Annotated in this window: 27 protein-coding genes; 13 read left to right on the forward strand and 14 right to left on the reverse strand. The window is 57.9% G+C overall.

Annotated features, from left to right (window positions below; all coding sequences use genetic code 11):
- The 5 genes from AC4FIA_RS16135 to aat all read left to right on the forward strand — a co-directional run.
- A partial coding sequence (locus AC4FIA_RS16135; protein WP_490366700.1) for an AMP-binding enzyme occupies positions 1-895 on the forward strand: 895 nt, incomplete at its 5' end.
- A gap of 227 nt (positions 896-1,122) precedes the next feature.
- Positions 1,123-1,392 carry a hypothetical protein gene (locus AC4FIA_RS16140; RefSeq protein WP_146064494.1) on the forward strand — a complete coding sequence of 90 codons (270 nt, stop codon included), beginning with the start codon at positions 1,123-1,125 and terminating at the stop codon, positions 1,390-1,392.
- A 111-nt stretch (positions 1,393-1,503) separates the two neighbouring features.
- Positions 1,504-2,007, forward strand: a complete 504-nt coding sequence (gene accB / locus AC4FIA_RS16145; RefSeq protein WP_287473259.1) for an acetyl-CoA carboxylase biotin carboxyl carrier protein — start codon at positions 1,504-1,506, stop codon at positions 2,005-2,007.
- A gap of 7 nt (positions 2,008-2,014) precedes the next feature.
- Complete coding sequence (gene accC / locus AC4FIA_RS16150) at positions 2,015-3,367, forward strand: acetyl-CoA carboxylase biotin carboxylase subunit (RefSeq protein ID WP_488049866.1); 1,353 nt, start codon at positions 2,015-2,017, stop codon at positions 3,365-3,367.
- A complete protein-coding gene (gene aat / locus AC4FIA_RS16155) occupies positions 3,364-4,011 on the forward strand; it encodes a leucyl/phenylalanyl-tRNA--protein transferase (protein ID WP_490366735.1) in 648 nt (215 codons plus the stop codon). Before accC ends, aat begins: the two co-directional genes overlap by 4 nt.
- Here aat and AC4FIA_RS16160 read toward each other — a convergent pair.
- Both AC4FIA_RS16160 and AC4FIA_RS16165 read right to left on the reverse strand, forming a co-directional pair.
- The gene (locus AC4FIA_RS16160; protein ID WP_490366701.1) at positions 3,975-4,340 is read right to left on the reverse strand and encodes a DUF2155 domain-containing protein; all 366 of its coding nucleotides are present in this window, start codon (positions 4,338-4,340) and stop codon (positions 3,975-3,977) included. The genes aat and AC4FIA_RS16160 overlap by 37 nt on opposite strands.
- A 1-nt stretch (position 4,341) precedes the next feature.
- Positions 4,342-4,725, reverse strand: coding sequence for an NADH:ubiquinone oxidoreductase subunit NDUFA12 (locus tag AC4FIA_RS16165; protein ID WP_103908696.1), 384 nt, complete (start codon positions 4,723-4,725; stop codon positions 4,342-4,344).
- A 222-nt stretch (positions 4,726-4,947) separates the two neighbouring features.
- Here AC4FIA_RS16165 and AC4FIA_RS16170 point away from each other — a divergent pair, with 222 nt between their 5' ends.
- Positions 4,948-5,634, forward strand: a complete 687-nt coding sequence (locus AC4FIA_RS16170; RefSeq protein WP_490366702.1) for an FkbM family methyltransferase — start codon at positions 4,948-4,950, stop codon at positions 5,632-5,634.
- Between the two features lie 2 nt (positions 5,635-5,636).
- Positions 5,637-6,770: a glycosyltransferase family 61 protein gene (locus tag AC4FIA_RS16175; protein WP_490366703.1), complete on the forward strand. Its 1,134-nt coding sequence runs from the start codon at positions 5,637-5,639 to the stop codon at positions 6,768-6,770.
- Here the strand turns inward: AC4FIA_RS16175 and AC4FIA_RS16180 are convergent.
- The 3 genes from AC4FIA_RS16180 to AC4FIA_RS16190 form a co-directional block, all read right to left on the reverse strand.
- Positions 6,767-7,123, reverse strand: coding sequence for a RidA family protein (locus AC4FIA_RS16180; protein WP_103908698.1), 357 nt, complete (start codon positions 7,121-7,123; stop codon positions 6,767-6,769). The two genes, AC4FIA_RS16175 and AC4FIA_RS16180, sit on opposite strands and share 4 nt — an antisense overlap.
- 144 nt (positions 7,124-7,267) lie before the next feature.
- Positions 7,268-8,533 (reverse strand): ATP-dependent Clp protease ATP-binding subunit ClpX, encoded by a 1,266-nt coding sequence (clpX, locus tag AC4FIA_RS16185; protein WP_490366704.1) that lies wholly within the window; start codon positions 8,531-8,533, stop codon positions 7,268-7,270.
- Between the two features lie 160 nt (positions 8,534-8,693).
- Positions 8,694-9,326, reverse strand: coding sequence for an ATP-dependent Clp protease proteolytic subunit (locus AC4FIA_RS16190; RefSeq protein WP_490366705.1), 633 nt, complete (start codon positions 9,324-9,326; stop codon positions 8,694-8,696).
- Between the two features lie 194 nt (positions 9,327-9,520).
- Here AC4FIA_RS16190 and AC4FIA_RS16195 point away from each other — a divergent pair, with 194 nt between their 5' ends.
- From AC4FIA_RS16195 to AC4FIA_RS16205, 3 genes are all read left to right on the forward strand, one after another.
- On the forward strand, positions 9,521-10,732 hold the full coding sequence (locus AC4FIA_RS16195) for an FAD-binding domain-containing protein (RefSeq protein ID WP_490366706.1): 1,212 nt from the start codon (positions 9,521-9,523) through the stop codon (positions 10,730-10,732).
- A gap of 113 nt (positions 10,733-10,845) precedes the next feature.
- On the forward strand, positions 10,846-11,235 hold the full coding sequence (locus AC4FIA_RS16200; RefSeq protein ID WP_287473265.1) for a thioredoxin fold domain-containing protein: 390 nt from the start codon (positions 10,846-10,848) through the stop codon (positions 11,233-11,235).
- Positions 11,236-11,262: 27 nt separating this feature from the next.
- Positions 11,263-11,601 carry an ArsR/SmtB family transcription factor gene (locus tag AC4FIA_RS16205; RefSeq protein ID WP_103908702.1) on the forward strand — a complete coding sequence of 113 codons (339 nt, stop codon included), beginning with the start codon at positions 11,263-11,265 and terminating at the stop codon, positions 11,599-11,601.
- A 49-nt stretch (positions 11,602-11,650) separates the two neighbouring features.
- Here AC4FIA_RS16205 and AC4FIA_RS16210 read toward each other — a convergent pair whose 3' ends face one another.
- A complete protein-coding gene (locus AC4FIA_RS16210) occupies positions 11,651-12,238 on the reverse strand; it encodes a riboflavin synthase (protein WP_490366707.1) in 588 nt (195 codons plus the stop codon).
- A gap of 113 nt (positions 12,239-12,351) precedes the next feature.
- Between AC4FIA_RS16210 and AC4FIA_RS16215 the strand changes: the two genes are divergently transcribed.
- The 3 genes from AC4FIA_RS16215 to AC4FIA_RS16225 all read left to right on the forward strand — a co-directional run bounded on the left by AC4FIA_RS16215 (position 12,352) and on the right by AC4FIA_RS16225 (position 16,937).
- Entirely contained in the window at positions 12,352-13,644 is a 1,293-nt protein-coding gene (locus AC4FIA_RS16215) for a capsule polysaccharide biogenesis protein (protein ID WP_490366708.1), read from the forward strand.
- 95 nt (positions 13,645-13,739) lie between these two features.
- Positions 13,740-14,894, forward strand: coding sequence for a polysaccharide biosynthesis/export family protein (locus AC4FIA_RS16220; protein ID WP_490366709.1), 1,155 nt, complete (start codon positions 13,740-13,742; stop codon positions 14,892-14,894).
- A gap of 3 nt (positions 14,895-14,897) precedes the next feature.
- Positions 14,898-16,937 carry a capsule polysaccharide biogenesis protein gene (locus AC4FIA_RS16225; protein ID WP_490366710.1) on the forward strand — a complete coding sequence of 680 codons (2,040 nt, stop codon included), beginning with the start codon at positions 14,898-14,900 and terminating at the stop codon, positions 16,935-16,937.
- Here AC4FIA_RS16225 and ribD read toward each other — a convergent pair whose 3' ends face one another.
- The 8 genes from ribD to AC4FIA_RS16265 all read right to left on the reverse strand — a co-directional run bounded on the left by ribD (position 16,938) and on the right by AC4FIA_RS16265 (position 24,365).
- Positions 16,938-18,029: a bifunctional diaminohydroxyphosphoribosylaminopyrimidine deaminase/5-amino-6-(5-phosphoribosylamino)uracil reductase RibD gene (gene ribD / locus AC4FIA_RS16230; protein ID WP_490366736.1), complete on the reverse strand. Its 1,092-nt coding sequence runs from the start codon at positions 18,027-18,029 to the stop codon at positions 16,938-16,940. It abuts the gene before it with no gap.
- Positions 18,029-18,496: a transcriptional regulator NrdR gene (gene nrdR, locus AC4FIA_RS16235; RefSeq protein ID WP_103908706.1), complete on the reverse strand. Its 468-nt coding sequence runs from the start codon at positions 18,494-18,496 to the stop codon at positions 18,029-18,031. The genes ribD and nrdR overlap by 1 nt, the downstream gene beginning before the upstream one ends.
- Positions 18,497-18,620: 124 nt before the next feature.
- On the reverse strand, positions 18,621-19,031 hold the full coding sequence (locus tag AC4FIA_RS16240; protein WP_488049877.1) for a secondary thiamine-phosphate synthase enzyme YjbQ: 411 nt from the start codon (positions 19,029-19,031) through the stop codon (positions 18,621-18,623).
- A 63-nt stretch (positions 19,032-19,094) separates the two neighbouring features.
- Positions 19,095-19,346: a hypothetical protein gene (locus AC4FIA_RS16245; RefSeq protein WP_488049878.1), complete on the reverse strand. Its 252-nt coding sequence runs from the start codon at positions 19,344-19,346 to the stop codon at positions 19,095-19,097.
- Positions 19,347-19,546: 200 nt separating this feature from the next.
- Positions 19,547-19,705: a hypothetical protein gene (locus tag AC4FIA_RS16250; RefSeq protein ID WP_160006722.1), complete on the reverse strand. Its 159-nt coding sequence runs from the start codon at positions 19,703-19,705 to the stop codon at positions 19,547-19,549.
- 149 nt (positions 19,706-19,854) lie between these two features.
- Entirely contained in the window at positions 19,855-21,852 is a 1,998-nt protein-coding gene (gene rpoD, locus AC4FIA_RS16255; protein ID WP_488049879.1) for an RNA polymerase sigma factor RpoD, read from the reverse strand.
- 132 nt (positions 21,853-21,984) lie between these two features.
- Entirely contained in the window at positions 21,985-23,946 is a 1,962-nt protein-coding gene (dnaG, locus tag AC4FIA_RS16260; RefSeq protein WP_490366711.1) for a DNA primase, read from the reverse strand.
- A gap of 119 nt (positions 23,947-24,065) precedes the next feature.
- The gene (locus tag AC4FIA_RS16265) at positions 24,066-24,365 is read right to left on the reverse strand and encodes a hypothetical protein (protein ID WP_103908711.1); all 300 of its coding nucleotides are present in this window, start codon (positions 24,363-24,365) and stop codon (positions 24,066-24,068) included.
- Positions 24,366-24,425 lie beyond the last annotated feature (60 nt).

A 24,425-nucleotide genomic window follows, 5' to 3' on the forward strand; every position in this document is an offset into this window, starting at 1 on the left:
GTTCTACACCGCGCCCACAGCGATCCGTGCGCTGATGGGCCAGGGCGAAGAGTTCGTCACCAAATGCGATCTGTCCGATCTGCGCATTCTGGGCACCGTGGGCGAGCCCATCAACCCCGAGGCGTGGAATTGGTACAACACCGTTGTCGGCAAGGGCAAATGCCCGATCGTTGACACATGGTGGCAGACAGAAACCGGCGGTCACCTGATGACCCCGCTTCCGGGTGCGCACGCGACCAAGCCGGGTGCCGCGATGAAGCCGTTCTTCGGCGTTCAGCCGGTTGTTCTGGAGCCGACCACAGGCGAAGAGATCCACGAATTCCCGACCGAGGGCGTTCTGGCGATCAAAGACAGCTGGCCGGGTCAGATGCGTACCGTCTGGGGCGACCACGAGCGTTTCGAGAAGACGTATTTCGCGGACTACAAGAACTACTACTTCTCGGGCGACGGCTGCCGTCGTGACGCAGATGGCGACTACTGGATCACAGGACGCGTCGATGACGTGATCAACGTCTCCGGTCACCGCATGGGCACAGCCGAGGTCGAATCCGCGCTGGTTGCACACGAAAAAGTCGCCGAAGCCGCCGTTGTTGGCTACCCGCACGACATCAAGGGTCAGGGCATCTACTGCTACGTCACCCTGATGAACGGCGAAGAGCCTTCGGACGACCTGCGTAAAGAACTGCGCACATGGGTCCGCACCGAAATCGGCCCGATCGCGTCGCCTGACCTGATTCAGTGGGCCCCCGGCCTGCCGAAGACACGTTCGGGCAAGATCATGCGTCGTATCCTGCGCAAGATCGCCGAAAACGACTATGGCGCGTTGGGCGATACGTCGACACTGGCCGATCCGTCGGTTGTCGATGATCTGATCGAAAACCGCATGAATCGCTGATCTCCCCCCAGCGAAACAGAAACCGCCGCCCCAATCGGGCGGCGGTTTCCTTTTGGGGGACCGAAAGTTGCGGTCAGGCTTCCTTCTCTGTCCGCTGATAGACCGGATCAAGCTAAACACTCGGCCATCAGTCGACCGTCGTTAACCTTAATAAGTGAAATCGGAACGATCTGCTTAAGACTTGGTTTATATTGTTTATTGTGGGGGCAGCGACTTCGGAAACTGCCATGAAGATTTCACCAATTCAGAGTGTTAGCCACTCTTCCCTCTTCCTCTCGCTTGCGGACCGGCACATCCGCACACCACCCGCCAAAGAGGACAAACCGATCCCCGAACCCGCAACGGCAAAAGAAAAACTGGACTATGTTTTACGCCATCCCAGCGATCATTTTGCCCCGCCGTCGATCATGCAACTGCGGATCGAAGCGCTTTTGGAAAGCTCGAAAGACGACGAAATCTCGGGATCAAACCGCACTCCGCTCTTGCCTTCTGAGTGACGCTCCGTCATTTCCCAGACCGGCAACGCTTTTATCGCGGCGCAGGTTAGCCTATATCGGGCTAAATGTCGCATACGCGGATTGAGCAGACGTTACCGATCGAGGTTGGGAATGACACAGAAAAAACATGACTCTGACGTGGAATTCATTCAGGCGCTGGCAGAACTGCTGCGCGAAAATGATCTGAGTGAACTTCAGGTAAAACGCGAATACGGCGATAATGACAGCCTGAACGTCCGGGTCAGCCGTATGATGCAAGCCGCCCCAGTTGCGGTTCAGGTTCCTGCCGCCGCACCGGCCGCAGCCCCCGCACCCGCAGCAGCGGCCCCTGCCGCCGCAGCCGCGCCTGCAGCCGACGCAAACGACGATCCGGCATCGCACCCCGGTGCGGTGACCTCGCCGATGGTCGGCACCATCTACATGCAGCCCGAACCCGGTGCACCGTCCTTCATCAAAGTGGGCGCGACCGTGAACGAAGGCGACACGCTTCTGATCGTTGAAGCGATGAAGACCATGAACCACATTCCGGCCCCGCGCGCTGGCACCGTCAAGCGCATCCTGGTCGAAGACGGGTCGCCCGTCGAATTCGGCGCACCGCTCGTCATCCTCGAGTGAGGTTGAAATGTTCGACAAAATTCTAATCGCCAACCGTGGTGAAATTGCGCTTCGCGTCGTCCGTGCGTGCCGCGAGATGGGTATCAAATCCGTCGCGGTGCACTCGACCGCCGACAGCGATGCGATGCACGTGCGTATGGCCGATGAATCCATCTGCATCGGCCCGCCGCAGTCCACCAACAGCTATCTGTCGATCCCCGCGATCATCGCAGCCTGCGAAGTAACCGGTGCGCAAGCCATCCATCCTGGATATGGCTTTCTGTCGGAAAACGCAAAGTTCGTGCAGATCGTCGAAGATCACGACCTGACGTTTATCGGCCCCCGCGCTGAACACATCCGCGTCATGGGCGACAAGATCACCGCCAAAGACACCATGAAAGAACTGGGCGTGCCTTGCGTTCCCGGCTCTGACGGCGGCGTGCCCGATCTGGAAACGGCCCTGAAGGTCGGTGAAGAGATCGGCTATCCTGTGATCATCAAAGCCACTGCCGGTGGCGGTGGTCGTGGTATGAAGGTTGCGAAAAACGCGGCTGAAATGGAAAAGGCGTTCTATACGGCGCGTTCCGAAGGTCAGTCGAACTTTGGCAACGATGAAGTTTACATCGAAAAATACCTGACCACGCCGCGCCACATCGAAATTCAGGTGTTCGGCGATGGCAAAGGCAACGCGGTCCATCTGGGCGAACGCGACTGCTCCTTGCAGCGCCGCCACCAGAAAGTGTTTGAAGAGGCCCCCGGCCCCTGCATCACACCCGAAGAACGCGCAGCCATTGGTAAAACCTGTGCCGATGCGGTTGCCCGCATCAAATACGCAGGCGCTGGCACCATCGAGTTCCTCTATGAAAAGGGCGAGTTCTATTTCATCGAAATGAACACTCGTCTTCAGGTGGAACACCCTGTGACCGAAGCGATCTTTGGCCAAGACCTTGTGCGCGAACAGATCCGTGTCGCAGCTGGTCTGCCGCTGTCCTTCTCTCAAGAAGATCTGAAGCTGAACGGCCACGCGATTGAGGTCCGGATCAACGCGGAAAAACTGCCCAACTTCTCGCCCTCGCCGGGCAAGATCACGCAGTACCACGCGCCCGGCGGCTTGGGTGTGCGTATGGATTCGGCGCTTTATGACGGCTATTCCATCCCGCCCTATTACGACAGCTTGATCGGCAAGCTGATCGTACATGGTCGCGACCGTCCCGAGGCCTTGGCACGTCTGTACCGTGCCTTGGGCGAGTTGATCGTAGATGGCGTGGACACAACGATCCCGCTGTTCGATGCGCTTCTGCAAGAGCCGGACGTTCTAAGCGGGGATTACACAATCCACTGGCTGGAACAGTGGCTTGAAAAGACGATGGAACAAAGCTGACAGCTGAGACTGCGATAACCACCGATCTGCTGCTACACGCATATCGGTCCGGCCTATTTCCAATGGCCGAAACACGGGACGACCCGGATATCTTCTGGGTCGACCCCCGAAAGCGCGGCATCTTCCCTCTCGACAGCTTTCGTATTTCCAGAAGCCTTGCCAAAACACTGCGCCGTGACGCCTATCAGATAACGCTGAACCGCGATTTCCAAGGTGTCATGACCGCCTGTGCAGATCGCGAAGAAACCTGGATTAACGACCAGATTTTCGACCTCTACACGCAACTGTTCGACCTAGGGCACGCCCACTCGATCGAGGTATGGGATGACGGTATGCTGATTGGCGGGGTCTACGGCGTGACCATCGGCAGCGCCTACTGCGGGGAAAGCATGTTCTCGCGCAAACGGGACGCCAGCAAGATCGCGCTGGCATGGCTGGTAGATCACCTGAACCGCTGTGGCTTTACCCTGTTTGACACGCAGTTCCTGACGCCGCATCTGGCGTCTCTTGGCGCGATCGAAATACCGCGCGCGGCGTATCACCAAAGATTACAGGATGCTTTGCAGCTGGATGCGGATTACACCGCCCATCCGCTTGCTGACAGCGGTCAGGACGTCGTGCAGCGCAACGGCCAGACGTCGTAGCGCGAATGCTCCATCGGGTTCAGCGCGGGCGACGATGCCACCATCCAGCCGCTGTAAACCTCGGCGTCGTCATTGACGTCACGAATTGTCAGAAAGGCATAGGCATCGCCTGACGGGTTGCCATCGGGATACCGGCAGTCTTCCAGAATGATTTCGATATGTCCGAACTTGGTCAGGCCACCGGGCGACAGTTCGATATCGTAAAGCTGACCTGTCAGCTTATCCAAGCCGCGCAGAATCGCACCCGTACCTGTTGCTGTCGCCTCTTGCGCATGCCCTGCAGTGACGATGGCCATGCAGAGCGCCAATGAACCAAAGAAACGGTTCATCTTATTCCGGGCTCCACGCCTCGTAGTCGCTACGGTCGGCAGGCTTTTCACGACGCAGGGACCCTGCAGGTGCATAGGCCAGTGCCGTGCCAGTCAGGTTTTCGAGATGCGGCTTTTCCCACGGCTTGTGCGCCAGCGGGCGATCTGTGGGCGCTTCTTTGAAGGTGTGGTGCAGCCAACCGTGCCAATCGGGGTCAACACGCGATGCTTCCGCTTCGCCGTTAAAGATCACCCAGCGGCGTTTGCCATCGGCGGTCTGGTAGAAAATATTGCCCTGAGCATCTTCGCCGACCTTCTGGCCCTTACGCCATGTGAACAGCTGAGTATTCAGGGTCTGGCCGTTCCACCAAGTCACAGCACGCAGCAATGTGTTAAGAATGCCCATAGCATCGCCTCCGATCACTTGGCTGTGGTATGCCCGATCCACACGCCGACGTCCAGATGATCCGGCACACTTCGCGCGATATGGGCGCGTATTTGCACGGAATTTTACGAAGGACTGTGGCGAATGCCCCGCTATCTTCGGGCATTGTTGCCAAACCAGCTGCTTTTTCCGTGCAAATCCGATGGCGATGCGTATTTTGACGAAAAAACAAATGAGCAGTCCATGACCAAAACCGAGATCGCAGTTGAATGCCACGGCGTCCGCGTGCCCGCGTCGCCGTACCTAAACGAAACACGCATCGAACGGATCGCCCAAGCCCGCTACGAAGGCGATGAAATCAAGGGCGCGCTTTTGGTTACGACTGAAAAAGATCGTGTTCTGGAAATGGGCTCGGGTCTTGGGATTGTGGGCGCTGTGTGTACGCTGAACGCCAAGCCGGAACGCGTCATTTCGTTCGAAGCCAACCCCGATATGTTGCCCCATATCAGTGCGTTGTACGAAGAAAACGACCTGACAGACCGTATCGAGGTACGCAACCAGTTGGTGATCGCGAACCCGGACCGTCCGGCCACAATGACATTCCACGTGCAGAACTCTTTCTTGGGCTCGTCGCTGATCGCCAAAGCCAACCGCCGCACGCGCGAAGTCGAGATTCCCACCGTCAGCTTTGCCGAAGTGGTCGAAGAGCTGAAGCCCACGGTCCTGCTGTGCGACATCGAAGGCGGTGAGCTGGACCTCTTGGAGCACGCCGATCTAAGCGGCATTCGTGCTATCGTGATGGAATTCCATCCTGAAGCCTACGAAGTGGAAGGCATGCGCAAATGCAAACGCATCCTGACGCAGGCAGGCTTTGAGAAAAACGAAGACGTGTCGACCCGTAAGGTCTGGACCTGCACGCGCGAGGTATAAGCGTGAGCGACGAAGACATCGACGATGCCGATACACCCGACGCCCGGATCACGCAGCCCAAGCCGCTGCCCAATGGCGGCTGGTCGCACGAAATCGAACATCTGGAAAAGGCGCTTGTCGTCCCCGCCACAGAAAGCGCGTTCCAGCAGAAGGCAGGCATTCTGCGTGCCGATGGGTCCTATTGTGACACCAGTGCTTTCTGGCGCAATTTCCGGCCTCTGACAGTCGAACCGGACAAGCCCGAAGGCGACGTAGAGAAACTGGAAGGTCGTTGGCTTTGGGGGGGCGTTCTGTGGGTGCACTTCGGGCATTTCCTGGTGGAAAGCACGGGGCGCCTTTGGGGGCTGGATGCCATGGCATCGCCTCCGGACGGGATTGTCTTTATCGCGAAACGGCCTGCCCGTGGCGATCAGACCGAAGGCTTTCAACGAGCGTTTTTTGAACTTTGCGGGATCGACCTGCCGATCAAGGTGCTGACAGCCCCGACCGAGGTCGAAGAGCTTGTGGTTCCGGGACAGGGCTTTGGGTTGGGTGACATCGTCCGGGGGACGCCGCAGTTTCAAACCTTTGCACAGACGCGCATTGGTGCTGATGTCGAACCCGAAGGCCCTGAAAAGCTGTATATCTCGCGCAGCGAACTGGGCCTGAACAAAGGTGGTCTGATCGGCGAAACCCAGATCGAAGAACATCTAGCCACTGACGGGTACGAAATCTTTCACCCGCAGAAGCATGACATGCGCACGCAGATCGCGCGTTACAAAGCCGCGAAGTACGTCATCGCCGCTGAAGGCAGCGCGCTGCATCTGTTCGGGATGGTCGGGCAACCGCATCAAAAGGTTGCCATTCTGGTGCGCCGCCAGTCCGGCGCGACCGACCAGATCGTCGAACATCTACAAAGCTTTTGCGGGATCGAGGTCGTGACCGTCGAAAAGCTACAGAAGATCTATAAGAAAAAGGGCGGAGCGAAGAAGCGTCACGATCTTGGCGTTCTTGCGATGCCTGCGGTTCAGGAAGATTTGATCCGCTTGGGCTTTGTCGAAGCCAGTGACGAGGCTTGGCCCAAAGTCCGATGGCGCACCGTCAAGGCCGCCATCGGGGATAAATTTGAAGCGCGCCAGCGGCGCAAGGACGATTAGGCCAGAACGGTCAATTCGATCTCGATCCGGTATTTCGGGTCGATCAGGTTGCATTCCACCATGGTCGCTGCGGGCGGGTTATCACCGAAATATTCGCGCAGGATCGGCCAGCAGGGTTCGAACTCGGCCGCGTCAGGCAGGTAGTAGTTGACGCGCACCGCGTTTTCCAAGGATGCACCGGCCTCGGTCACGGCCTTTTTGATCACTTCCAGCGCAGCACGGCACTGTTCTTCGACGGTGTCGCCCTGCCCGACCGTACCGGCCACGTGGACAAAACCACCCGCCACAACGGCGCGGCAGTAGCCGATTTTCTCTTCAAACGGGCTGCCCGTGTGGATGCGTTTGATTGTCATGAAACACCCTTTCCCTACGCATGTGTCGCCTCCGCTTCAAATCCGCGCTGCGGGGTTTGTCAAGCGCGCGCGAACCGCAGGGCACAAATGAAAAACCCGCCACGTTCTTCACGCAGCGGGTTTACGAATTTTGTGCAGATCAGCTTAGCTGGCCGATGCCGGCTCTTTCTTTTGATCGGCGTAGATCATCAGCGGGTTGGCGTCGGATGTGACCGCCTCTTCGTTGACCACAACCTCATCGACATCATCCAGACCCGGAAGTTCGAACATCGTATCCAGCAAGATATCTTCGAGGATAGAGCGCAGACCACGCGCACCGGTTTTGCGTTCGATCGCTTTCTTGGCGATTGCGATGAGCGCGTCATCGGTGAAGCTCAGCTTGGCGTTCTCAAGTTCGAACAGACGCTGGTACTGTTTGACCAGAGCGTTTTTCGGTTTGGTCAGGATAGTGACCAGCGCGTCTTCGTCCAGATCTTCCAGCGTTGCCAGAACCGGCAGACGGCCAACGAATTCTGGAATCAGACCGAATTTCAGAAGATCTTCGGGTTCCAGATCCTTAAAGATTTCGCCCACGCCACGATCATCCACGTCACGCACATCGGCACCAAAGCCCATGGCCGATCCTTTGCCGCGCTGCGCGATGATCCGGTCCAGACCGGCGAACGCACCGCCACAGATGAACAGGATGTTCGTTGTGTCGACCTGGAGGAATTCCTGCTGAGGATGCTTGCGGCCACCCTGCGGCGGAACGCTGGCAACCGTGCCTTCCATCAGCTTCAGCAGCGCCTGCTGAACGCCTTCACCGGACACGTCGCGTGTGATCGACGGGTTTTCGGATTTACGCGTGATCTTGTCGACCTCGTCGATGTAGACGATGCCGCGCTGCGCGCGTTCGACGTTGTATTCGGACGCCTGCAGCAGCTTCAGAATGATGTTTTCAACATCTTCACCCACGTAGCCCGCTTCGGTCAGCGTGGTCGCATCCGCCATGGTGAACGGCACGTCCAGAATACGCGCAAGTGTCTGGGCCAAAAGCGTTTTACCGCAACCTGTCGGACCAATCAGAAGGATGTTCGACTTGGACAGTTCGATATCCGACGACTTGGACGAATGGTTCAGTCGCTTGTAGTGGTTGTGCACAGCCACCGACAGAACGCGCTTGGCCTTGGCCTGACCGATGACGTAGTCGTCCAGCACCTGACAGATTTCCTGAGGTGTCGGAACACCGTCTGTGGATTTCAGGCCCGAACCTTTGGTCTCTTCACGGATGATATCCATGCAGAGCTCAACGCATTCGTCACAGATGAAGACTGTCGGGCCCGCGATCAGCTTTCGCACCTCGTGTTGGCTCTTTCCGCAGAAAGAACAGTAGAGGGTGTTTTTGCTGTCACCGCCTGAATTCGTCGCCATATCGTACCTTTCCCGGCCTTCCAGTTTGCCAAGTCGGGGCGCCGGTGCCCGACTATCAGGCAGTCAACGCCGGTCTTTCCACCAGCTTAGGACAGGGTGCCCCGCCCTACAACGTCAAAAAACGTCACGCCGTCCATTAAGCAAACAGCGTGCCTAAATCTTAGGATTCCGCAGAATCCGCGCTACCGCGGTTTGTCACGATCTCGTCAATCAGACCCCAGTCTTTGGCTTCTTCGGGCGACATGAAGTTGTCGCGCTCAAGCGCCGCTTCGACTTTCTTAAGCGTCTGGCCAGTGTGTTTGACGTAAATTTCGTTCAAACGGTTTTTCAGTTTCTGGGTTTCTTGCGCATGGATCATGATGTCCGTCGCCTGACCCTGATAACCACCAGAGGGCTGGTGCACCATCACGCGGCTGTTCGGCAGAGAGAAGCGCATGCCAGCCTCGCCTGCTGTCAGCAGAAGCGAACCCATGGACGCCGCCTGACCGATCACCAGCGTGGACACCTTCGGACGGATGTACTGCATGGTGTCGTAGATCGACAGACCGGATGTCACAACGCCGCCGGGCGAGTTGATGTACATCGAGATTTCTTTCGACGGGTTTTCCGCCTCGAGGTGCAGAAGCTGCGCCACGATCAGGCTGGACATACCGTCATGCACCGGACCGTTGAGGAAAATGATCCGCTCCTTCAACAGGCGCGAGAAAATGTCATACGCGCGTTCGCCACGGCTTGTCTGTTCGACAACCATCGGCACCAGCGTGTTCATATATGTATCAATCGGATCTTTCATCTTCGCCTGCCTCTGAAATCTTAGGACCGCAATATCCTGTGGATGTTGATAGAGTCTTAGTTGTCACCCTAGGGGGCTGCAAGGGGCGGCGGAAATTTCATGATCAAAAGAAAGTAACGCGCGGTCGATCACTTGATCTGGCAACGCCCCCAGCTAGGTCGCCATCAAACGATCCGGAATTGGGGCACGCGCGAATGGCCGAGACACACAAATGGGCGGCAACCCGTGAAGAAGGCCTTGCACGCCTTGCCGATTTCGCGCCCTTAGCCGGTGCCGACTATGCCAAACGCCGCAATTTCGACCTTGGCCCAGGTCAGCACAAAAACGTATCCCGACTGTCGCCGTACATCCGTCATCGCCTAATCCGGGAAGACGAGGTGTTGCTTGAAACCTTGAAACACCATTCGCCCGCCAGTGCCGAAAAATTTATCCAAGAGGTCTACTGGCGCACCTACTGGAAGGGTTGGTTGGAAATGCGCCCTGCAGTGTGGGGGGCCTATTGGGCGGAACTGGCGTTGGCTTGGGATCAGGTTCAGACACAATCCGGCCTACGGCAGGAATGGGAAGCGGCCTGCAACGGTGAAACGGGCATCGATTGCTTTGATGCATGGGCCAAAGAACTGGTTGAGACGGGCTACTTGCACAACCACAGCCGCATGTGGTTTGCTTCGATCTGGATATTCACGTTGCGCCTGCCGTGGGCTTTGGGCGCTGACTTCTTCATGCGACATTTGCTTGATGGTGATCCGGCGTCGAACACCCTGTCATGGCGCTGGGTCGGCGGGCTTCAAACCGAGGGCAAGACGTACCTTGCAAGAACCTCGAACATCTCGAAGTTCACCGAAGGGCGGTTTCACCCCCAGTATCAATTGGCCAGCCATGCAGACCCATTGCAGGGCGCGCCGCATCCGCCGCGCATGGATGCACCGGAAGGCGACCGGTTCGATCCCGAAAAACGCACAGCATTTTTGCTGCACGAGGACGATCTGACGCCCGATTGGCTGTTTGAACAGGGGCTGAAGCCCATCGCGACGGCAACCATAACGACCGCAAAACGCCTAAGCATTCTGCAACCTGCGCCGCATGTCCTTTCGTTCAAATCGGCGGCAATCGACGATGGCCTGAGCCGCCTTGCCGACAAGACCGGACCTGTCACAAAGGGGCTGGAAAGTGCTGACCAGATAGCTTCTTGGGCCGCGTCCGTAGGCGCCGAACAAATTGTAACGTCCTATCCGCCCGTTGGCCCTGTCGCCGATATATTGCGGGGGAAATGGGATATGCCCATGGTGCGTGTTCTGCACGACTTTGACCGCGATGCCTGGCCCAATGCCAAGGCCGGTTTCTTTAAATTCAAAGAAAAAATTCCGCGTCTGCTGGGCAGCATCCGCAACCTGCGCCTGATCTAAAAACACGCCACCTTACGCGACACGCTCAACCCAGTGTTGCCGGACCGCTTCAAACCGTCGCGTACTTTGGTCTAATCTTGTCCAATTCACACATTCATATTATGTTGTGCGTCATGAAGATGATGCGTGACATAGCTTTGCGCGCCGTATTAGGCGTTGCCGCCGTGATCGGCCTTGCCCAGACAGGCATGGCGGACACGCGTTTGATCATGGTCGAAGAACCCGGCTGCGCCTATTGCGCTGCGTGGCTGGATGAAATCGGCCCAGTATACCCCAACACCGATGAAGGACGCTTTGCACCTTTATTGCGCGCAGACCTGAGTGACGGCCCACCTGAGGGCGTGTCCTATGCGCGAAAGGTTGTCTACACCCCGACATTTGTGCTGATTGATGACGGCAAGGAAATCGCGCGTCTCGAAGGGTATCCGGGCGAAAACTTTTTCTGGCCGATGCTGCAGGAAATGCTGGTGGCATCGCCAGAGTTTAAACCATCCGGTTCGTAACACCGGTTAGGATTAAGGAATAACAAGATGGCTCTGCCTCTTTTGCGAGTAGACATGGACGACGAAGAGATCGATCAGATCGCTGAAAAAGCGACTGATGCGGCGGCGTTCCTGAAGGCCATCAGCCACGAAGGCCGGCTGATGATCCTGTGTCATTTGGTATCTGGTGAAAAATCTGTGACCGAGCTGGAAGAGCTGCTGTCTGCCCGTCAGGCGGCTGTGTCCCAGCAATTGTCGCGCCTGCGTCTGGAAGGTCTGGTTGTGCCGCGCCGCGACGGCAAGGCGATCTACTACCGTTTGGCCGATGATCGTCCGAAAAAGATGCTGGAATGCGTCTACGAACTTTTCTGCAAAGAAGACGAATAAGGCGCGGGTTTCCCCACGCCTTTCCGACTGCTCGATTATTTAAGTATTTTCAGCTGGCTTCAGCCAAACGCGCAACATAGCGCGCCAGAGTATCAATCTCGAGGTTCACGCGATCCCCTTCCTGCACATCACCCCACGTGGTGACCTGCTTGGTGTGGGGGATGAAATTGATACCGAATTCGTTGCCCTTAACTTCGTTCACGGTCAGGGATGTGCCGTTCAAAGCGACCGATCCCTTGGGCGCGATAAACTTGGCCAGTTCAGCAGGCGCAAGAAGCGTCACGCGGGTGCTGTCGCCCTCATCGCGGATCGACACGACCTCGGCCACGCCATCAACATGGCCGGACACGATATGACCACCCAGTTCGTCACCCACCTTCAACGCGCGTTCAAGGTTCACACGATAACCCACGCTCCACGCGCTGATGTTTGTCTTGGACACGGACTCGGCGCTGATTTCGACATCGAACCAATCCGACCCCAGCCCCATCACCGTCAGGCACACGCCGTCACAGGCAATAGACGCACCCATATCGATGCCGGATGTCTCATAATTCGTCGCGATACGCGCCCGCAAATCGCCGCGCTGTTCCAGATCGCGGATTTCGCCGATGTCGGTCACGATGCCAGTAAACATAATGCTTGTGCCTTTTTGCTATGGATTGCCCCGCAAAGAATATGGGGCCTTAATTTTGCCGGTATCACCGCGTAAAAAGGGGCGTTAGGTGAGTTGGGACATAATCTGCGGGTATGAGTTACGCAACCGGACAGACGCGCGTTTTCCTGTTTTTACAGGGACCGCACGGGCCGTTTTTCAACGGTCTCGGGCGCATGCTCCGGAAAACCGGTGCGGAAACGTGGCGCGTCGGGTTTAACGCAGGCGACCGCGCCTTCTGGTTCCACCCGAAAACCTTCATTCCTTACAACGGCACCATCGACGAATGGCCCGCCCGCTTTGCCGAAATCGTGGCTGAAAAGCAGGTCACCGATCTGGTCCTGTACGGCGACGTGCGTCGCATTCATGCCGAAGCGGTGGAACATGCACGTCAACAGGGTCTGAATATCCATGTCTTCGAAGAAGGCTACATGCGCCCGTATTGGGTGACCTACGAACGCGGCGGATCGAACGGGCATTCACGCCTGATGGACATGTCCGTCGCGGACATGCAGGCCGCGTTGGAAAAATCCGATATGGAGGCCCCCCTGCCCCCCGCCCATTGGGGGGACATGCGGCAGCACATCTTTTACGGCGCGCTGTACCATTGGTTTGTCATGTTCCGGAACGGCGCCTTTACCAACTTCCGGTCACACCGCGATGTCAGCGTAGGCAAAGAATTCCAGCTGTACCTGAAGCGTCTTTTGCTGATGCCGCTGACATGGGCAGACCGCCTAATCGCCACAGCGCGCATTCGTCTGGGCGGCTTTCCCTATCACCTGTGTTTGATGCAGCTTGAACATGACTCAAGCTTCCAGAAACATTCGCCCTTCAACACCATGCCGGATTTTCTGGGCGAGGTGATCGAAGGCTTTGCCAAAGGCGCGCCCGGCCACCATCACCTTGTTTTCAAGGCACATCCGCTGGAAGACGGCCGCGTCAACGTGCGCCGGTCCATTCGCAATCTGGCCAAGCAACATGGCGTCCAAGACCGCGTGCATTATGTCCGCGGTGGCAAACTTGCGCAGTTGTTGAACGACGCGCGCACCGCTGTGACCGTCAATTCAACCGCTGCCCAGCAGGTGCTGTGGCGGGGCATTCCGCTGCGCGTCTTCGGACAGGCCGTCTATGCCAAGCCCGAGTTCGTCTCGACGCAAAACCTGCCCGATTTCTTTGCCCAGCCCACGCGGCCAGACAACAAAGCCTACAAGGATTACCGGCGTTACCTGCTGGAAACCAGCCAACTTCCGGGCGGTTTTTATTCGGCCCGCGGTCGTCGCCAACTGATGCGTCAGGTGGTTGATATGATGCTGGCAAGCGAAGATCCCTATGATGCTTTCGCCCAAGGCACCGCGGCCCCGCGGCAACAGTTGCGGATTGTGACATAACGCCAATCGCAACAAATGCTGGCTTTTCAAAACGTTCAAAGCTAATCTTCTCAAAAAAGACCGAGGCAGAATAATAAGGTCGAGGAGACCGAGCAGTGAAACGTCCCCACTCTCGCTGGGCGCGAGGTATCGCCCTATTGGTTGCAACGTCAATTCTGGCGTCCTGTGGCCTTCCCCGCGTTGGACCGAACAAACGCGAAATTTATGCTGGCTCTGTCCAGCGCGAAGGCGATGCCTTTATCGTCGCCACGAATGACCGCGTCGCAGCCGTGACTGCCGTTGTCCCCGCACTTGGCTTCAGCGAAGGCTTCCTGAACGCAGGCGTGATCGGCTCTGACACCATCAACCCCGGCGACACACTGGGCCTGACCATCTGGGAAAACGTCGACGACGGCCTGCTGGCCGGTGAAGCGTCGAACGCAACCATTCTGGAAGAGGTTCAGGTCGACGGCTCTGGCTTTATCTTTGTGCCTTACGCAGGCCGCATCAAAGCCGCTGGCAACACGCCCGAGGCCGTGCGCCGCATCATCACAGAACGTCTGTCCGATCAAACCCCTGACCCGCAGGTTCAGGTGCGCCGCGTTGCTGGCGACGGCTCGACAGTCACGCTGTCCGGTTCCGTCGGTTCGCAAGGTGTCTACGCCATCGAACGCCCGACCCGTACCCTGTCTGCCATGCTGGCCCGTGCAGGTGGCGTCGCGATCGAACCGGAAATCGCACAGGTCACACTGACCCGTGGGACCATGTCCGACACGATCTGGTTCCAGGACCTTTACGACAACCCAACTTTGGATATTGCGCTGCGTGGCGGCGACAAGATCCTTGTTCAGGGCGACACACGCGCCTTTACCGCGCTGGGTGCGACAGGCACGCAAGCCCAAGTTCCGTTTGAAAGCCGCACCATTTCGGCAGTCGAGGCCATCGCTCAGGTTGGCGGCCTTGTACCGTCGGCAGCAGACCCGACCGGCGTCTTTGTATTCCGCAACGAACCGGCTGAGATCGCCAATCAGGTTCTGGGCCGCAGCGATCTGGTCGGCGCACAGCGCTTTGTCTACGTGCTTGACCTGACACAGCCCAACGGTCTGTTCGTCGCGCGTGACTTTGTGATCCGCGACGAAGACACGCTTTACGTCACTGAAGCGCCGTTCACGCAATGGAGCCGCACGATTGCATCGCTGACAGGCACCTTGGGTTCGGTCACATCGCTGCGCACGTCTGCAGAGACGCTGGGCGTCGCGTCCGGAGGCTGACACGTGGCCCCAATCGGGCATCATTCAAACGCCGGAGACACCGATCTCCGGCGTTTTTACGTCTATTCGCTGGGTTTCCTGAAATCCCGCCGCATTCGTCACATCCTAAAAACAGCCGGTTGGAAAGTGACCGTTGGGCGGCCATCTGACCGCGACGTGATCGGCGTCTGGGGCAAATCCCCCTTTGCCGCACGCGGCGAGGCCATGGCCGAGAAAACCGGCGCACGTATTGTGCGGGTCGAGGATGCGTGGCTGCGCTCCCTGCACCCCGGACGTGCCGGCGAACCGCCCTTGGGCCTGTTGATTGACGAAAAGGGCGTTCACTTCGACCCCGAGCAACCATCAGACCTTGAAACGCTTTTGCTAACCGAACCGCTGGACGACAGCGCGCTTTTGGCCCGTGCCAATGGCGTCATCGCTTGGATGCGTCGCGCGCATCTGTCCAAGTACTCGGCCTTTGATCCGGACATACCGGTGCCTGATCCGGGTTATGTTCTGGTGATTGACCAAACCGCAGGTGATGCCAGCGTGATTGCCAGCCGTGCCGATGTCTCGCGTTTCCGCGAAATGCTGTTCGTTGCACGCGAAGAACATCCCCATCCGCATATCGTGGTTAAGGGGCATCCTGAAACCGCCGCAGGGTTTCGCGAAGGGCACCTGAGCAACAAAGATCTGTCGCAAAACATGTCCTTTGCTCCGGACGGCACATCGCCCTGGGCGCTTCTGGATGGGGCCATCGCGGTTTACACCGTTTCATCGCAAATGGGGTTCGAGGCCATTCTTGCCGGTCACAAACCACGCGTTTTCGGCCAGCCGTTTTATGCAGGCTGGGGGCTGACCGAGGATGAAAACCCTGTTTACCGACGCGCTGCACGAAAACTGACCCGCGCGCAGTTGGTTGCGGGCGCGATGATCCTTTACCCCGTTTGGTACGATACCTATCGCAATCGAAGGTGCGAGGTTGAAACCGTGCTTGCGACGCTTGAGGCTGAGGCACGCGCATGGCGGGAAGACCGCGCTGGCTGGGTCGCACAAGGAATGCGTCTGTGGAAACGCGGGCCGCTGAAAGGTTTCTACGGCAGCGGTTGCGGCATCCGGTTTGAGGACGATCCAGCCAAAGCCAAGGAACTGGCAGTGACCGACAACCGCCGCCTGATGGCATGGGCCAGCAAAGCTGCGCCGGATGCGGAACTGGTTCGGGTCGAAGACGGTTTTCTAAGGTCTCAGGGGCTAGGCGCGAACCTTGTGCCACCGATGTCTCTGGTCACTGATGACATGGGCATTTACTACGATCCCAGCCGCCCGTCGCGGCTGGAACAGCTGATCGCCGACAGCGTGAACCTGCCGCGCGATCAGATCGAACGGGCGCACCGATTGATCCGCTTTCTCGTCGATGGAGGTCTGTCGAAATACAACTTGATGGGCGAGGTTCCCAAGCTTCCCGCAGGGCATCGCATTCTGGTGCCCGGTCAGGTCGAAGACGATGCCTCGATCCTGCTTGGCGCGGGTGACATCCGTCAGAACGCCGATCTGCTGGCGAAGGTCCGCACGGAAAACAGGGACGCTGTGGTGCTTTGGAAACCCCATCCCGATGTCGAGGCAGGCCTGCGCACCGGCGATGTCGCCACGCCCGAGCAATGGGCCAACCAGACGCTGCGCGGCGTTGATATGGGGGCCCTGCTGGGTGAGGTCGACGAGGTATGGACCATGACCTCGCTGACTGGGTTCGAGGCCCTCATGCGTGGGTGTAGGGTGACGACAACAGGCGCGCCCTTCTACGCGGGCTGGGGCCTGACGCGTGATCTGGGCGATATCCCCGCCCGTCGCCTGACCGGCCCACGCCCGACGTTGGAAGGCCTCGTTCACGCCACGCTGATCGCCTACCCGCGGTATCGCGATCCGGTAACGGGCCGCCCCTGCCCGGTCGAGGTCGTGGCCCAGCGTCTGAAATGCGGAAACCTGCCGAAACCCGGCCCCGCCAATCGAATGCTGTCAAAGCTTCAAGGATTGCTCGCCAGTCAAAGCCACCTTTGGCGTCGCTGATTAGTTCCGCGTCCAGCGGTGCAGGATGTCATCCCCGACCTGCCGCACATCTCGCAAGTGAAAGCGCGGTGCCTCGGCCAAACGCCCAAGCCCCAGCGCTCCGATATTGGGCTGCCCTTCGGCCCCGATCGCAATGCCCGCGTTAAAGCCCAGAAGTTCATCCACCAGATCAGCCCCCAGAAGCGACGCGCCCAAGGCCCCGCCCCCTTCACAGAACACACGTGTCAGGCCGATTTCGCCCAGCTCTTGCAACAGCGACCGTGGGTCGATCTGGCGACCGTTCAGATCGCAACGGATCAGCTTTGCGCCCAGTCCTTCCCAAGCCTCGCAAATCTCGCGCGCTGCATCGGGGCCATGGCAAATCCACACCGGAACATCGCGCGCGGTGCGGGCAAGGCGGCTCATCAAAGGAATATCGATCAAGCGGGAGACGACGATGCGCACCGGCTGAGGCACCTCGCCCATGCCACGCACTGTCAGATCAGGATCATCGGCACGTGCTGTGCCCGCCCCGACCATCACCGCGTCATGTCTGGCCCGTTCGGCATGAACAACGCGCCGCGCCTCGGGGCCTGTTATCCAGCGACTTTCACCGCTGGCCGTGGCGATCCGCCCATCAAAGCTGGATGCCAGTTTCAGCGTCACCCACGGGCGACCATGTTCGACCTTCAGGAAGAAGCCCGCGTTGTCATAGTACGCCTCTTCCGCCATCACGTTGGTCGTAACCTCGATGCCCGCATCCCGCAGCATGTCAAAACCTTGGCCGGACACGCGTGGATCACTGTCGGAGATCGCTGCGACCACACGTGCAACGCCTGCATCAATCAATGCCTGCGCGCAGGGGGGCGTTTTGCCAGTATGGCTACAAGGTTCAAGCGTGACATAGGCCGTCGCACCGCGCGCGGCCTCACCTGCTTGGGCAAGAGCCACAACCTCGGCATGGGGACGCCCACCCAAGGCCGTACGCCCCCGTCCGACGATCCGGCCATCTTTGACGATGACACAGCCGACAGACGGGTTGGGCCATGTCTGGCCCAGCCCGCGTTTACCCAGCACCAAGGCGTGGGCCATGTGGCGTTTGTCAGTGTCGATCACTTATCAGGCATAGCGCCGGGGCGCAGTTCGCTGACGAACTTGTCAAAGTCGTCGGCCGCCTGGAAGTTCTTGTAAACGCTGGCAAACCGGACGTAAGCGACCGTATCGATGCGGGCCAAAGCTTCCATCACGATCTCGCCGATCTGTTTGGACGGGATATCGGTTTCGCCCATGCTTTCCAGCCTGCGCACGATGCCCGAAATCATCTGATCAATCCGGTCCGGTTCGATCGGACGTTTCTGAAGCGCTATACGGATCGAGCGTTCCAGCTTGTCCCGATCAAAGTCTTCACGTCTGCCGTTGGTTTTGATCACCACCAGATCGCGCAGTTGCACGCGCTCATATGTGGTGAAACGTCCGCCGCACGCCGGACAAAAGCGCCGACGCCTGATGGAAACATGGTCCTCAGCGGGCCGTGAATCCTTCACTTGAGTATCTACATTACCGCAAAACGGGCAGCGCATCGCCGTCCCCCTTTATGTCGTCTCTGCCTCAGGAATGGGGTTGATCCCCACTTATCCACAGGCACTATAGGGGCTGAACAACAATTTGGGTAGATAAGAAATAACACCCCCACATGATGCGTTGTCAGTCGCGCAACATATGCGCCACAACACTGCGGTGATGCGGGGCATCACGGTGTTCAAAAAGATAAATGCCCTGCCACGTTCCAAGCGCCAGTTTCCCGTTGCTGACCGGAATGCTTAGGCTAACGGGCATCATAGCCGCCTTGATATGGCCGGGCATGTCGTCGGGGCCTTCGTAGGTGTGGGTCAGGTAGGACATCGACGGATCGGTCGTCGGCGGTACGAGGCGCGCGAAAAAGGCCTTCAGATCGGTCTTCACTTCGGGATCGGCATTTTCCTGTATCAACAATGACGCCGAGGTATGTCGAACAAAAAGGGTGAGCAGGCCTGTGCCTGTCACCCATTCCGAAACATCATGCGTAAATTCGTAAAGCCCTTGGCCCCGCGTCGCGATTGTAAAACTGGTTTGCATGGCTGCTCCGCATCGTTGGACAGGGTCCATTACACCGAGCGCAGGCGCAGCTTACAAGTCAGTTCATGCGTCGATGGCGATACACTGGACATCAGGCAGGTCGGACTGCTGCGTAAACAGCAACATCGACCCTTCATCAGAGTATGCAGGCATTGAGGCAACATCCGCCAAAGTCTGGCGACAATCAGCAAGCTCGTCGCTGGATACCTCAATGTAAATGGTACGCGGAGCCGTGTTCGACACCACGTCGGTCGCAGCGAAAGCTGCTGCCGCGACTGCTGCGAATACTACACTGAAAGAAACCGTACGTTTCATGTTCACCTCCTGCGTTGGTATATTAGGAACGCCGGACGCCCTGAATTTGTTCCAAAATCTCGGTGTCATGGAATTAAAGGCTGCAAAACCTCTGCCAAATTGCGGAATACGTTAAAAAGAATCGTCAGACTCAGAACTTACGCATCAAGCGTTATGGTTTCGTCAGTGGCGCCATCCGACTGCGGACAATTCACCTAAAATCAGTTGCGGCAAATCTGTTCGATCGGGATCACCGGATCCCATGGCGACAGCGGGCCACCCGTCAAAGCCTGATCTGCAAGTGTCTGAACACCGGTTGATGCCACCGCCGGACCAGCCAGCGCCAACAGAACGGAAAGAAGAGAAAGAGAGCGGGTCATAGAGCACATCCTGTTTTGTCTGTGTGCTTGTAAATGGGCACAAACCGGCAACAGAAAATGCACATCCACGCACGACAGATGTGCTGGATTGCAGCGTCACATTTCAGAGACCGCAGAAAGAAAAAAGGCGCCCGAAGGCGCCCTTTTGTTTATTGATCCAGGAACGACCGCAATTTGCGCGACCGGCTGGGATGTTTCAGCTTCCGCAGCGCTTTCGCTTCGATCTGACGGATACGTTCACGCGTAACGCTGAACTGCTGACCCACTTCTTCCAGCGTGTGGTCGGTGTTCATGCCGATACCAAAACGCATCCGCAGGACACGTTCTTCACGCGGTGTCAGCGACGACAGGACCCTTGTAGTGGTTTCTTTCAGGTTTTCCTGAATGGCCGAGTCCAGCGGCAGAACAGCGTTCTTGTCTTCGATGAAATCGCCCAGCTGCGAATCTTCCTCGTCACCGATCGGTGTTTCGAGAGAGATCGGCTCTTTCGCGATCTTCATGACCTTGCGCACTTTCTCAAGCGGCATTTGCAGCTTTTCAGCCAGTTCTTCCGGCGTCGGTTCACGACCGATTTCGTGCAGCATCTGACGACCTGTCCGAACCAGCTTGTTGATCGTTTCGATCATGTGAACCGGAATACGGATGGTGCGCGCCTGATCCGCGATCGAACGGGTGATCGCCTGACGGATCCACCATGTCGCGTAGGTCGAGAATTTGTAACCGCGGCGATATTCGAACTTATCAACCGCCTTCATCAGGCCGATGTTACCTTCCTGAATAAGGTCAAGGAACTGCAGGCCACGGTTGGTGTATTTCTTGGCGATCGAGATAACCAGACGCAGGTTCGCTTCGACCATTTCCTTCTTGGCCTGACGGGCTTCTTTTTCGCCCTTCTGAACCTGTTGCACGATGCGGCGGAATTCACTGATGTCCAGACCGACGTACTGACCAACTTGCGCCATGTCCGAACGCAGTTCTTCAACCTTGTCAGAGGAGCGCTCGATGAACATCTGCCAGCCACGACCGGATTTCTCGGCCATACGCTCCATCCAGTTGGGATCAAGCTCGTGGTTGCGGTATTCTTCGACAAACTCACGGCGGTTGATGCGGGCCTGATCGGCCAGCTTCACCATCGAGCTGTCAATCGACATGATGCGCTTGTTGATGCCATAGAGCTGGTCAACCAGCGCCTCGATCCGGTTGTTGTGCAGGTGAAGACCGTTCACCAGAACCACAATTTCGGACCGCAGGTCTTGATAGCGCCTTTCGTCTGTCGCGCTGAAAGACCCGTCTTCGTTCAGGGTCGCGGAAATCCGGCTGTCTTGCATTTCAGCAAGGTCTTCGTAATCCGCAGCAATCCGGTCCAACGTTTCCAGAACACGTGGCTTCAGCGCGGCTTCCATTGCCGCCAGCGACATGTTGGCCTGATCATCTTCGTCGTCATCGTCGTCGTTATTGCTGATCGGGTTGCCGTCGGCGTCCAGCTCGGGGCCGGCGTTTTCGGCTTTGCGCGGGGCAGCAGGCGCAGCACCGGCGGTCGGCACGATGGGTTCATCCATCTCGCCTTCTTCGCCCATCTGACCAGAGAACGTGGTTTCAAGGTCGATCACATCGCGCAGCAGAATATCTTCGGACAGAAGTTCCTCGCGCCAGATGGTGATCGCCTGGAATGTCAGCGGGCTTTCACAAAGACCTGCGATCATTGTGTTGCGGCCCGCTTCGATCCGCTTCGCAATCGCGATTTCGCCTTCACGGCTCAGCAGTTCGACCGATCCCATTTCGCGCAGATACATACGAACAGGGTCATCGGTGCGATCCAGCTTTTCGGTCGTTCCGGAAGACAGCGCAACGTCACGGCCTTTCGAGGCATCAACAAGCTCGGTCGAGCCTTTGTTTTCCTCTTCTTCGGCTTCTTCGTCGTCTTCAGTAACCTGAATGCCCATTTCGGACAGCATCGACATAACGTCTTCGATCTGGTCCGACGACACCTGATCCGGAGGCAGGACTTCGTTCAGCTGATCGTAAGTGATGTAGCCACGTTCCCGGGCTTCTGCGATCATCTTCTTGACCGCGGCCTGGCTCATATCGAGAGACGCGTCGTCATCCCGATTTTCTGTCTTGGCGTCATCGTTATCTTTGGCTGCCATTTAATGCTCCTCTCGGGGACGGTCCCCTTGGGTGGGCGATTCGCGTGATTCGTCTTGCCGAATCAATACCGCGAACAAGTGATTCGCACACCTACCTAGCCCAACTTCTTTAACGAAGGTGATGCAAAACCACTAGGATTGCCCCTTCGAATTCTGGATTGCCTCTAACAAAGCTGCAAAAGAACGGCGTTCTTCTCGATCCATCATCACGCCATTCTCGCCTTTGTCGAAATCCCCCCCTTCGTCCTGACCGGCCCTGTGGGCCTGCGCGCGCGCCTCGGCGGCCTGCGCCAAACGCCAGGTGACGGCTTCGTCGGACAACGCATCCAAGTCTTCCACCGCCTCTTGAATCTCTGCCGCAAGCCCAGCTGCGGCGCCCAGTTTCCCCAGTTCCTCGACGACTGTCAGACGCGCCAGTTGGGCATCTCCGGGTTTGCGAACACAAGGGATAAGAGCGACATGGCGTGCGGTCAGCAGGTTTTCAAGGGCGACCCCGCCAATTGATTGTTCAGCCACCTCTTTTGCTCCGTCCATATCTATCGGACGATGTCGCAGCAACGCGTCGCGCAATGTCGCGTGAACCGGATCGCTGCATTCCATGGCTTCAAGTTCGGGTTCGAAACTGTCGATGATTTCCGGCGAAGACAGCACCGAGGCCAGAATGACAGCCTCTCGCAGTTCCGTTTCAGCGGTCTCGCCTCTGGCCACCAAAAGCGACTGTTTGGTCGAGGCCACTGGCGGCAAAGGTGCGCCCTTGCGTCGCCATGTGCCGCCATCCGATTTCCCGACCGCGCGGCTAGAGGCCGGCGCGCGTTTAAACAGCTGCCAACGAAGATCCTTGATCTCTTCCCCGTAGTGCGACCGGATGCTTGGATCCTGGATCATACGGATCTTTTCGCGCAGGGCTTTATCCAATGCCGCTTTGCGCTCGGGGCTGTCGAACACCCGCCCTTCCGTTTCGCGCTGCCACAACAGGCGCACCATCGGCAGAGCATTATCCAGAACCGCCTGAACCGCCTCAGGGCCGTCTTCCTTGATTAGATCATCGGGGTCTTTGCCTTCGGGCATCAGGGCAAAGCGCAGCGACTTGCCAGCCTCAAGCAACGGCAAGGCCAGATCGATCACACGGTAAGCCGCACGGATACCTGCCTTGTCGCCATCCAGCGCGATGATCGGTTCATCCGAAATCCGCCACAAAAGGTGCAGTTGGTTTTCTGTCACGGCAGTGCCCAATGGTGCTACCGACGCGCCAAAACCACCAACCGACAGCGCGATAACGTCCATATAGCCTTCAGCGACGATCAGCGGCTGGCCTTTACCAGCGGCTTCCCGTGCCGGACCGTGGTTGTAAAGGTTGCGGCCCTTGTCAAAAAGCTCGGTCTCGGGCGAGTTCAGGTATTTCGCGTTGTCATTCGGGTCCATCGCCCGCCCACCGAACGCGATACACCGTCCACGGGCATCGCGGATCGGAAACATGATGCGGTTGCGGAAAACGTCATAGGGCTTGCCGCCCTTACTGCTGTCCTTCGCCAACCCCGCCGCCATGATCAACTCGGGCTTGATGCCCTTTCCGGTCAGATGATCCCACAGACCCTGCCAGCCGTCCGGCGCAAAGCCGATGCCGAATTGATCCTGCGTGGTTTGATCCAACTGGCGCTTGACCAGATAGGCGCGGGCTGCGGCCCCTGCCCCCGATTGCAATTGCATCCGGAAAAACTGCGCCGCCTGCTCCATGACTTGCGCCAGTTCCGTCCGGCGGTCGGCCTTTTCAGCCGCCCGAGGATCGCGCGCTGGCATCTGCATTCCGGCCTCGCCCGCCAGAATTTCGATCGCTTCCATGAAGCTGACGTTTTCCGTTTCTTGAACAAAGCCGATCGCATCGCCTTTGGCGTGGCAGCCAAAGCAGTAGTAGAACCCTTTGCGATCATCGACGTGGAAAGAGGCGCTTTTTTCCTGATGGAAAGGGCACGGTGCCCACATGTCGCCCTTGGCCTGATTGGACTTGCGCTGGTCCCACATGACTTTGCGCCCGACAACCTGCGACAGGCTGGTTCGGGTGCGAAGTTCATCCAAGAAACCTGGGGGCAGACTCATGGGCGAATTATCGGCATTGTCGTCAACAGAGTCCAGATGCCTGACGCATCGGACAGCTTCATTTTCAACGATTGGTTCAGGGCGTCACGCGCGGGTTTCGCCCGCGCATCCAGTTCGGCTTACTGCGCCTTACAGGCCGTTGCCCAGCTTTCACCGACTTCGGCACCAAGCTGGTCTTCGGGCAGGCTGTAAACCCATTCGACAATCGCGGGCACGACCGAGACATATTTCTGCGCCTGATCGTCCAGCCCTTCTGCAACGGCTGTCACAGACGCGTCTGCATCCTGGCCGCCGGTGCGTGCCTCGACCACGGACATAACGACATCGGCCTGAATGCCGCATTCGGCATCCTTATCCAGCGCAAATGCGGATGTTGCGGTCAAAGCGAAAAAGGCTGTGATAGCTGCGGTCTTATGCACGTCTCAAACTCCTGTAGGGTTGAGCATGACATAAGTCTCATCCCACCGTCTGTCACCCTT

It is taken from the genome of Thalassococcus sp. (assembly GCF_982780845.1).